Origin of the sequence: Kitasatospora sp. MY 5-36, assembly GCF_001182915.1 — a bacterium.
In the GTDB taxonomy this organism is placed as follows: Bacteria; Actinomycetota; Actinomycetes; order Streptomycetales; family Streptomycetaceae; genus Kitasatospora.
This window is the reverse complement of the sequence record NZ_LFVW01000320.1, coordinates 1-10,744: the sequence shown is the minus strand read 5'-3', so window position 1 is coordinate 10,744 and position 10,744 is coordinate 1. Positions and strand designations below refer to the sequence as shown.

Annotated in this window: 7 protein-coding genes; all 7 read left to right on the top strand. The window is 70.6% G+C overall.

From position 1 onward, the window contains the following. A partial coding sequence (locus AE652_RS21140) for an aldehyde dehydrogenase family protein (protein ID WP_049653852.1) occupies positions 1-1,059 on the top strand: 1,059 nt, incomplete at its 5' end. Positions 1,060-1,343: 284 nt separating this feature from the next. Beyond that, on the top strand, positions 1,344-6,290 hold the full coding sequence (locus AE652_RS21135; RefSeq protein WP_049653850.1) for an NAD-glutamate dehydrogenase: 4,947 nt from the start codon (positions 1,344-1,346) through the stop codon (positions 6,288-6,290). A gap of 479 nt (positions 6,291-6,769) precedes the next feature. Beyond that, on the top strand, positions 6,770-8,053 hold the full coding sequence (locus AE652_RS21130) for an ATP-binding protein (RefSeq protein ID WP_049653847.1): 1,284 nt from the start codon (positions 6,770-6,772) through the stop codon (positions 8,051-8,053). Then, positions 8,050-8,451 (top strand): roadblock/LC7 domain-containing protein, encoded by a 402-nt coding sequence (locus tag AE652_RS21125; protein WP_049653846.1) that lies wholly within the window; start codon positions 8,050-8,052, stop codon positions 8,449-8,451. The genes AE652_RS21130 and AE652_RS21125 overlap by 4 nt, the downstream gene beginning before the upstream one ends. After that, positions 8,448-8,822: a DUF742 domain-containing protein gene (locus AE652_RS21120; RefSeq protein WP_049653843.1), complete on the top strand. Its 375-nt coding sequence runs from the start codon at positions 8,448-8,450 to the stop codon at positions 8,820-8,822. The genes AE652_RS21125 and AE652_RS21120 overlap by 4 nt, the downstream gene beginning before the upstream one ends. After that, on the top strand, positions 8,797-9,387 hold the full coding sequence (locus AE652_RS21115) for an ATP/GTP-binding protein (protein ID WP_049653842.1): 591 nt from the start codon (positions 8,797-8,799) through the stop codon (positions 9,385-9,387). Before AE652_RS21120 ends, AE652_RS21115 begins: the two co-directional genes overlap by 26 nt. 90 nt (positions 9,388-9,477) lie before the next feature. Beyond that, positions 9,478-10,744, top strand: a 1,267-nt coding sequence (locus tag AE652_RS21110; protein WP_049653855.1) for a cytochrome P450, incomplete at its 3' end; no start/stop codon positions are given.

The following is a 10,744-nucleotide window of genomic DNA, read 5'->3' as shown; positions in this document are numbered from 1 at the left end:
AACTTCACCGCGATCGCCGGCAACCTGCCGACCGCCCCCGCGCTGATGGGCAACACCGTGGTCTGGAAGCCCGCGCCGACCCAGACCCTGGCCGCGTACCACCTGATGCGGCTGCTGGAGGCGGCCGGCCTGCCGCCCGGGGTGATCAACCTGGTGACCGGCGACGGCCTCCAGGTCTCCCCGGTGGTGCTCGCCGACCCGGCGTTCGCGGGGCTGCACTTCACCGGCTCCACCGCCACCTTCCGCTCCCTGTGGCAGACCGTCGGCGCCAACATCGGCGGCTACCGCACGTACCCGAGGATCGTCGGCGAGACCGGCGGCAAGGACTTCCTGCTGGCCCACCGCTCGGCCGACCCGGAGATCCTGAGGACCGCGCTGATCCGCGGCGCCTTCGAGTACCAGGGCCAGAAGTGCTCGGCGCTCTCCCGCGCCTACCTGCCGCGCAGCCTCTGGCAGCGGATCAAGGACGACTTCCTGGCCGAGGTGGACGCGCTCGCGGTGGGCGACGTGACCGACCTGTCCAACTTCATGGGCGCCCTGATCGACCGGCGCGCCTTCGAGAAGAACCGGGACGCCATCGATCGGGCGAAGGCCGATCCGACGATCGAACTGGCGGCCGGAGGACAGTACGACGACGCGATCGGCTGGTTCGTCCGGCCGACCGTGCTGGTCTCCTCCGACCACCGGGGCGAGATCTTCCGGACCGAGTACTTCGGCCCGATCCTCGCCGTCCACGTCTACGAGGACTCCCGCTGGGACGACGTGCTGCGCCGGGTCGACGCCGGCGCCCCGTACGGCCTGACCGGCTCGGTGATCGCGCAGGATCGTTACGCCATCGCGCAGGCGGTCGAGGAGCTGCGGTTCACCGCGGGGAACTTCTACATCAACGACAAGCCGACCGGCGCGGTGGTCGGCCAGCAGCCCTTCGGCGGCGGACGGGCCTCCGGCACCAACGACAAGGCGGGCGCCGCGCAGAACCTGCTGCGCTGGACCTCGGCCCGGTCGATCAAGGAGACCTTCGTCCCGCCGACCCACCACGGCCACCCGCACATGGGCTGAGAGTGAACACCGGGCTCCGGTTTGGACATGCTGTCCAGGACGGACCCGACTTCCTGCGGGTTTGCGCCGACCTGTCCCTGTCCACCTTCGATTGATCCGGTTAGGCTGGCTGGCGTCGTCGGGTGGCTGCAGGACGAACGGAACGTCCTACCCGCTGGGAGGGCGTTTCATGCGTGCCATGAGCCCCTTTCAGTCGGATGGTGCGGCAGGATTGCGGTGACCCGTCGGTGTACATCCACACACCACCGAGTCACGCAACGGCGCGCGACAGGAGCCAAGAAGTCATGCAGACCAAGCTGGACGCAGCCAAGGCCGAACTGCTCAAGAAGGCAGCCGCAGCCGCTGAGAACAGCCAGGTGGGGGGAGCGGCGCCGGGGGAGGGTCTGAGCAACGGCGCTCTGACCGCGTACCTGCACCACTACTACCTCCACACCGCGCCCGACGACCTGGTCGACAGAGACCCGGTCGACGTGTACGGCGCGGCCGCCTCCCACTACCGCCTGGGCCTCAAGCGCCCGCAGGGCACCGCCGAGGTGCGGGTCCACACCCCCTCGGTCGAGGAGAACGGCTGGTCCTGCGGCCACACCGTGGTCGAGGTCGTCACGGACGACATGCCCTTCCTGGTCGACTCCGTCACCAACGAGCTGTCCCGCCAGGACCGCGCGATCCACGTCGTGATCCACCCCCAGCTGGTCGTCCGCCGCGACATCACCGGCAAGCTGCTGGAGATCCTGGACGTCGACGCCTGCTCCCGCAGCCAGGCCGCCGGCACCGAGTGGCCCGCCGACGCGACCGTCGAGTCGTGGATGCACATCGAGGTCGACCGCGAGACCGACCGCGAGGACCTGCGCGCCATCGAGGCCGACCTGCGCCGCGTGCTCGGCGACGTCCGCGAGGTCGTCGAGGACTGGGGCAAGATGCGCGAGAGCGCGCTGCGCCTGGCCGACGAGCTGGCCGAGGAGCCCCCGGCCGGCCTGCCCGAGCAGGAGGTCGGCGAGGCCTGGGAGCTGATGCGCTGGCTCGCCGACGACCACTTCACCTTCCTCGGCTACCGCGAGTACGACCTGGTCGAGCACGAGGGCGAGGAGGTCCTCAAGGCCGTCGCCGGGACCGGCCTCGGCATCCTGCGCTCCGACCCGCACAGCCACGACGACGCCCACCACGCCGTCAGCGAGGCCTTCGGCCGGCTCTCCGCGCCGGTGCGCGCCAAGGCCCACGAGAAGAAGCTGCTCGTCCTGACCAAGGCCAACAGCCGGTCCACCGTGCACCGCCCGGCCTACCTGGACTACGTCGGCGTGAAGAAGTTCAACGCCGCCGGCGAGCCGGTCGGCGAGCGCCGCTTCCTCGGCCTGTTCTCCTCCGCCGCCTACACCGAGTCGGTCACCCGCATCCCGGTCGTGCGCCGCAAGGTCCAGGAGGTGCTGGAGGACTCCGGCTTCTCCAGCGAGAGCCACGACGGCCGCGACCTGCTCCAGATCATGGAGACCTTCCCGCGGGACGAGATCTTCCAGACCCCGGCCTCCGAGCTGCTCTCCATCGCGACGAGCGTGCTCTACCTCCAGGAGCGCCGCAAGCTGCGGCTGTTCCTGCGCCAGGACGAGTACGGGCGCTACTTCTCGGCGTTCATCTACCTGCCGCGCGACCGCTACACCACGCGCATCCGGCTGCTGATCACCGACATCCTCAAGGAGGAGCTGAACGGCGCCACCATCGACTACACGGTGTACGCCACCGAGTCGGTGCTGACCCGTCTGCACTTCGTGGTCCGGGTCGCCCCGGGCACCGCGCTGCCGCACCTCAGCGACACGGACATCGAGCGGATCGAGAACCGGCTGGCCGAGGCCGCCCGGTTCTGGATGGACGGCTTCCACGACCAGCTGCACACCGAGCTGGGCGAGGAGCGGGCCGCCGAGCTCGGCCACAAGTACGCCAACGCCTTCCCCGACGGCTACCGCGCCGACTTCCCGCCGCGCACCGCCGTCGCCGACATCAAGCAGATCGAGTCGCTGCACGGCGAGGGCGACTTCCGCCTGAACCTGTACCAGCCGGTCGGCGCCGGCGACGACGAGCGCCGCTTCAAGATCTACCGGGTCGGCGGCCCGATCTCGCTGACCGAGGTCCTGCCGGTGCTCCAGCGCCTGGGCGTCGAGGTGCTGGACGAGCACCCGTACGCGCTGCGCCGCTCCGACGGCAGCACCGCGTGGGTCTACGACTTCGGCCTGAAGCTGCGCGAGGCCACCGAGCTCACCGACGAGGCCCGCGAGCGCTTCCAGGAGACCTTCGCCGCCACCTGGACGGGCAAGGCCGAGAACGACGGCTTCAACGAGCTGGTGCTGACCGCCGGGCTGACCTGGCGCCAGGCGATGATGCTGCGCGCGTACGCCAAGTACCTGCGCCAGGCGGGCTCCACGTTCTCCCAGGACTACATGGAGGACGCGCTCCGCAACAACACCCACTCCACCCGGCTGCTGGTCAACCTGTTCGAGGCCCGGCTGAGCCCGAGCCACCGCGCGGGCGCCCTGGAGCTGACCGAGGGCATCCTGGAGGAGCTGTCCGGCGCCCTCGACGAGGTCGTCTCGCTGGACGAGGACCGCATCCTGCGCTCCTTCCTGAACCTCATCAAGGCCACCCTGCGGACGAACTTCTTCCAGCACGCCGCCTCCGGCGAGTGGCACTCCTACGTGTCGATGAAGTTCGACCCGAAGGCCATCCCGGACCTGCCGGCCCCGCGCCCGGCGTTCGAGATCTGGGTCTACTCGCCGCAGGTCGAGGGCGTCCACCTGCGCTTCGGCAAGGTCGCCCGCGGCGGTCTGCGCTGGTCCGACCGGCGCGAGGACTTCCGCACCGAGATCCTGGGCCTGGTCAAGGCGCAGATGGTCAAGAACACCGTCATCGTCCCGGTCGGCGCCAAGGGCGGCTTCGTCGCCAAGCAGCTGCCGGACCCGGCGGTCGACCGCGACGCCTGGCTGGCCGAGGGCGTCTCCTCGTACAAGACCTTCATCTCGGCGCTGCTCGACATCACCGACAACCTGGTCGGCGGCGAGGTCGTGCACCCGGCCGACGTGGTCCGCCACGACGAGGACGACACCTACCTGGTCGTCGCCGCCGACAAGGGCACCGCGACCTTCTCGGACATCGCCAACGGCGTCGCCGAGTCCTACGGCTTCTGGCTGGGCGACGCGTTCGCCTCCGGCGGCTCGGCCGGCTACGACCACAAGGGCATGGGCATCACCGCCCGCGGTGCCTGGGAGTCGGTCAAGCGCAACTTCCGCGAGCTCGGCGTCGACACCCAGACCGAGGACTTCACCGTCATCGGCATCGGCGACATGTCCGGCGACGTCTTCGGCAACGGCATGCTGCTCAGCGAGCACATCCGCCTGGTCGCCGCCTTCGACCACCGCCACATCTTCCTGGACCCGAACCCGGAGGCGGCCTCCTCGTACGCCGAGCGCCGCCGCCTGTTCGAGCTGCCGCGCAGCTCCTGGGACGACTACGACCGGTCGCTGATCTCGGCCGGCGGCGGGGTCTTCCCGCGCAGCGCCAAGTCGATCCAGCTGACCCCGCAGGTCCGCGCCGCCCTCGGCGTGTCGGCGACCAAGCTGACCCCGGCCGAGCTGATGCGGGCCGTCCTCCAGGCCCCGGTCGACCTGTTCTGGAACGGCGGCATCGGCACCTACGTCAAGGCCTCCACCGAGACCAACGCCGAGGTGGGCGACAAGTCCAACGACGCCATCCGGGTCAACGGCGAGCAGGTCCGGGCCCGGGTCATCGGCGAGGGCGGCAACCTCGGCTGCACCCAGCTCGGCCGCATCGAGTACGCGGCCACCGGCGGCCCGGAGGGCACCGGCGGCTGGATCGACACCGACGCGATCGACAACTCGGCCGGTGTGGACACCTCGGACCACGAGGTCAACATCAAGATCCTGCTCAACCAGGTGGTCGCCGAGGGCGACATGACGGTCAAGCAGCGCAACGTCCTGCTGGCCGAGATGACCGACGAGGTCGGCCACCTGGTGCTGCGCAACAACTACGCGCAGAACGTGGTGCTGGCCAACGCCGTCGCCCAGGCGCACAGCATGGTCAACGTGCACGCCCGGATGATCAGCCGCTTCGAGTCGGCCGGCCAGCTGGACCGCGGGCTGGAGTTCCTGCCCGCCGAGCGCCAGATCCGTGAGCGCCAGCAGAACGGCCGCGGCCTCTCGCAGCCCGAGATGTCCGTCCTGCTCGCCTACACCAAGATCATCCTGGCCGAGGAGCTGCTGGCCACCGAGCTGCCGGACGACCCGTTCTTCCGCACCTCGCTGCACGAGTACTTCCCGACCGCGCTGCGGGCGAGGTTCGCCGAGGCGATCGACAACCACGCGCTGCGCCGCGAGATCATCACCACGCTGATCGTCAACGACACGATCAACCGCGGTGGCTGCACCTTCGCCTTCCGCCTGAAGGAGGAGACCGGCGCGACCTACGAGGAGATCGCCCGGACGCACACCGCCGCGCGGGCCGTCTTCGACCTGGAGCCGATCTGGGCCGAGATCGAGGACCTGGACAACAAGGTCCCGGCCCGGGTGCAGACCAAGATGCGGCTGCACTCGCGGCGCCTGGTCGAGCGCGCCACCCGGTGGATGCTCAACAACCGCCGCCAGCCGCTCGACATCGCCGGCACCATCGAGTTCTTCCACGACCGGGTCAACCAGGTCTGGGCGTCGCTGCCCAAGCCGCTCCGCGGCGAGGACCTGACCTGGTTCGAGTCGATCTACGGCGAGCTCGCCGCGGCCGGGGTGCCGGAGGAGCTGGCCACCCGGATCGCCGGCCTCTCCTCGGTCTTCCCGACCCTGGACGTCGCCGAGGTCGCGGACCGCTCCGGCAAGGACGTCGCCGAGGTCGCCGACCTCTACTACGACCTGGGCGACCGGCTCCAGATCTCGCACCTGCTCGACCGCATCATCGAGCTGCCCCGCACCGACCGCTGGTCGTCGATGGCCCGGGCCGCGATCCGCGAGGACCTCTTCGCGGCGCACGCGGCGCTGACCGCCGACATCCTGGCCTGCGGCCCCGAGGGCGCCACCCCGGAGGAGCGGTACACCGCCTGGGCCGAGCTCAACGCGACCCTGCTGAACCGCGCCAAGAGCACCCTCGACGACATAAGGGGTTCGGACAACTACGAGCTGTCCAGCCTCTCGGTCGCGATGCGCGTCATCCGCACCCTGCTGCGCACCGGTTCGATGCGCTGACGGACGGCTGTACCGGAGGGGCCCGCGTCCACGGACGCGGGCCCCTTCCGCATGTCCGGCCGCCCGCCCGGAGGGCCGTCCGACGGCCCTCCGGAGAAGTCGCGCCGAGGGTCGTCCGGAGGTCCGTCCTGAGGTCCGTCAATTCCGGAGCGTGACAGCGGAATCACGCTGCGCGCGAATCGAAGTGTGGTCGGGATGTGTCCCTATGGTTAACGCGGCGTCACGAATGCCGCCATTTCTTGTCAGAGTTCCCAGCAAGTCGTGGAATTTCGCCCCAACTGCCCTTTTTGCTATCTGTTCTGACATGGCATGAGGTGCAGTAGGCTGACTCCGCGATAGGCGTCGCCGCAGGTCTCGTACCGGAACGCACTTCGATGTGGTGTGACATCGGGTGCCTTTCGGAGAGGTTCAGGCCGCCAGTCCCATTCGCGTTCCGGGGCCCGGACCGGCCCCACGCGATGCCACCTGAAGAGAGTTTCATGACGTCATTTGTGCAGGAACCCTTTTTCTGGGTCTTCATCGTGGTGATGCTCGTATCCGTCGGAGCGGCCCTCCAGGCCCGCCGGACGAACCTCGCCCTGCGACGGCGCAACGCCTCGCTGGAGGAGGAGAGCGCCCTGGCACAGCGGCAGCGCGAGGAACTCGCCGTGCTGCACGACCGCCTGCAGGGCCAGCACGCCTCCGAGCTGACGGCCGTCCGCCGGGACGCCGAGGAGGACACCAAGGCCGTCCTCAAGGCGGCGATGCGGACGCTGCAGGGCTTGGCCGACGAGCAGCAGATCGTCATCGACAAGGTGCAGCGGAAGTACGGCGACAGCCCGCAGATCCTCGCCGACCTGATGACGATCGACCACACCAACAGCCAGTTCGGCCGGCGTGCCCAGGGCATCGCGGTGCTCTGCGGCGGCTGGCTGGGCCGCCGTGAGAGCGTCGCCTCGGTCTTCGACGTGGTCCGCAGCGCCCAGGGCCGGATCCGGCACTTCGACCGGGTGCGGATCCACTCCCGGGTCAGCGTCTCGCTCGCCAGCAAGGTCGTCGAGCCGGTCGCCGTCGTGCTGTCCGAGCTGCTCGCCAACGCGACCAACTACTCCGCCCCGGACACCCCGGTGGAGGTCAGCGTCCAGGCCGTCCCCACCGGCGTCTGCCTGATCATCGACGACGCCGGCCTCGGCATGGGCCAGGAGGAGAAGGACCGCGCGTCGCTGCTCCTGAACCCTGGCGCGCCGATCAGCCTCACCAGCCTGGGCAACCCCCCGAAGTTCGGCTTCGCCGTCTCCGGCATGCTGGCCGCCCGCTACGGCTTCCGGGTCTCCGTCGACTCCGTCTCCCCGTACGGGGGCGTGCGGGCCGTGGTGCTGCTGCCGGCCGAGCTGCTGAGCAGCGAGGTCGCGGCCCCGCCCGTCGCCGAGCACACCGACTACCCCGACTACCAGGCCGCGCCGGTGGAGCAGCCCGCGCAGGCCTGGGCGCCGGGTGCCGGCCAGCGGCTCGTGTCGCTGTCCGAGCCGACGGCGCCCCTGGCCCCGGTGCCGACGCCGTACGCGGCGACGGCGGGACCGGAGACGACCGCGGACGGACTGCTGCCCCGGCGCCGCCGCCAGCGTCCCGTGTCGGTCGTCCCCACCCCGCAGGAGCCCGGTCCCGGTCGGGCCGAGGATCCGCGGGGCACCGGCCAGTACACGCCGTCCCGCCTCGGCGCGTTCCAGCGCGGCACGCTGTCCGGGCGCAACACCATGACCACGGAAGGAACCGAGATCCAGTGAGCCGCGATCTTTCCTGGGTGCTCAACGACGTACTCCAGGTACCGGGCGCCCGGCACGCTATCCTCGTCTCCGCCGACGGCCTCCTGCTCGAACGGTCCAGCGAGATCGGCCGTGACGAGGCGGAGACCAACGCCGCCGCGATGAGCTCGATGCAGTCGCTGAGCCGCGCGGTCGCCCCGTTCGTCGGCGGAGGCGCCGGGGTCTGGCGCCAGACCCTCCTGGAGTACGACCACGGCTGGATCTTCCTGATCGCGGCCGGCAGCGGCGCGTACCTGGCCGCCTCCACCGCCCCCGACGTCGACATGGAGGCGATGTCCTTCCGGATGCAGCAGCAGGTGGGCGCGCTCGGACGGGCGATGTCGGCGGCGCCGCGCCAGAGCACGCTCAGCGGCTCATGACGACCGGCGGCGAGGAACAGCGGGTCTCCGGCGGCTTCATCCGCTCCTACGTCATCACCGGCGGGCGCGCGTTACCGAGTGCGGACGACCTGTCTCTGATCACCCTGGTCACCATCGCGCCCGAGCAGGACCTCCCCGCGCTGCCGAGCCCGGAGACCCGGGCGATCTGGGAGCTGTGCTCCGGCGGCTACCTCTCGGTGGCCGAGGTCGCGGCCAGGCTGGAGCTGCCGGTGGGGGTCGTGAGGCTGCTGCTGACGGACCTGATCCGTGAGGGGCGGCTGCTGCGGCGGTCGGCCCCGCCCCCGGCCCAGGCCCCGGACCCGAGACTTCTAGAGAAGGTACTGCATGGACTTCAACGCCGGTTCGCCTGAGGACATCTACGTCCCGGGCGCGGTGACGACCGCTGTCAAGATCCTGGTCGTGGGGCACTTCGCGGTCGGCAAGACGACGCTCATCGGGGCCCTGTCGGAGATCGCCCCGCTGAGCACCGAGGAGAGCATGACGCAGGCGTCCGTCCGCGTCGACGACCTCCGCGGGGCGCCGGACAAGAAGACCACGACCGTCGCCCTGGACTTCGGCCGGCTGACGCTCGGCGACGACCTGGTGCTGTACCTGTTCGGTACGCCGGGCCAGCAGCGGTTCATGCAGCTCTGGGAGGACATGGCGCGGGGGGCGCTGGGGGCGCTGCTGCTGGCCGACCCGACCCGCCTCGCGGACACCTTCCCCGTCATCGACCTGATCGAGCAGTACGGCCTGGAGTACGCGGTCGCGGTCAACAGCTTCGACCGGGAGAGCGGGTACACCGAGGACCAGCTGCGCGAGGCGCTCGACCTGCTGCCGCACACGCCGGTGGTGTTCTGCGACGCGCGGGACCAGCGCTCCTCGGCCAACGCCCTGCTGACGCTCGTCCGGCACCTGCTCGACCGCGCCTCCTGACCTCCCCACGGCTCCTCCCTCCCCCACGCCTTCCTCCCCTCACGTCTCCCGGGTCCGCACCCGCCCGGGGCCTCCTCCAAGGAACGACCCATGGAATCTCTGCAGCGACCCGTACCGCAGTCGCCTCCGCCGGGCTGCCCGATGCACGCCGGCGTGAGCACGCCGCTCTACGGGGAGATGTTCTCGGCCGACCCCGGCGCGGTCTACGACAAGCTGCGCGCCAACGGCCCGGCCGCGCCGGTGGAGTTGGCGCCGGGGGTGGACGCCACCCTGGTCACCTCGCACGAGGCCGCGCTGCGGGTGCTGCAGAACCCGGGCATGTTCGCCCGGGACTCGCGGCGCTGGGCGGCGCTGAACGAGGGCCGGGTGCCGATGGACAGCCCCGTCCTGCCGATGATGTTCTACCGGCCCAACTGCCTCTTCACGGACGGCGCCGAGCACCTGCGGCTGCGCAAGGCCGTCACCGAGAGCCTGGACCGGCTCAACGACAACCGGCTCAACCGGCACGTCGAGCGGATCGCCGGTTACCTGATCGACCAGTTCAGCGCGCTGGGCCGGGCCGACCTGCTCAACGACTACGCCAAGCTGCTGCCGCTGCTGCTGTTCAACCAGCTGTTCGGCTGCCCGGCCGACATCGGCGACCGGCTGACCCGCAGCATGTCCGCGCTCTTCGACGGCCTCGACGTGATCCAGGCCAACGAGGAGCTGACCTCCTGCCTGATGGACCTGGTCGCGCTGAAGCGCCGCCAGCCGGGCGACGACATCACCTCCTGGCTCATCCAGCACCCGGCCGGGCTGCGGGACGAGGAGCTCAAGGACCAGCTGGTCATGCTGATGGGCGCCGGTGTCGAGCCCGAGCGCAACCTCATCGGCAACGCGCTGCTCCTGCTGCTGTCCGGCGAGGGCGGTGCCGGACTGCGCATCGAGGACGCCCTCGACGACGTGCTGTGGAACAACCCGCCGATCGCCAACTACGCGACGCACTACCCGATGCAGGACCTCAACCTGGGCGGCGTCCCGATGGACGCCGGCAGCCCGGTGGTGATCAGCTTCGCCGCCGCCAACAGCGACCCGGTGCTGACCGACGCCCGACTGACCCTCAGCAAGGGGGCCCACCTGGCCTGGGGCGCCGGCCCGCACGCCTGCCCGGCCAAGTCCCCGGCCCAGCTGATCGCCCTGAGCGCGATCGAGTGCCTGCTCAACGCGCTCCCGGACGTCACGCTCGCGGTGCCCGCGGAGAGCGTCGAGTGGCGGCCGGGCCCGTTCCAGCGCGGCCTGGTCTCGCTGCCGGTGCGGTTCAGCCCGGTGGCCGCCCGCACCGCGGGGCCGGCCGTGGGCGCGGACACCGCCCCCGCCC

What these genes read in the sequence shown, in the direction of transcription:
- AE652_RS21130 (WP_049653847.1), top strand. Translation starts at nt 6,770, where the DNA reads ATGACGTCATTTGTGCAGGAACCCTTTTTCTGGGTCTTCATCGTGGTG.
- AE652_RS21135 (WP_049653850.1), top strand. Translation starts at nt 1,344, where the DNA reads ATGCAGACCAAGCTGGACGCAGCCAAGGCCGAACTGCTCAAGAAGGCA.
- AE652_RS21120 (WP_049653843.1), top strand. Translation starts at nt 8,448, where the DNA reads ATGACGACCGGCGGCGAGGAACAGCGGGTCTCCGGCGGCTTCATCCGC.
- AE652_RS21115 (WP_049653842.1), top strand. Translation starts at nt 8,797, where the DNA reads ATGGACTTCAACGCCGGTTCGCCTGAGGACATCTACGTCCCGGGCGCG.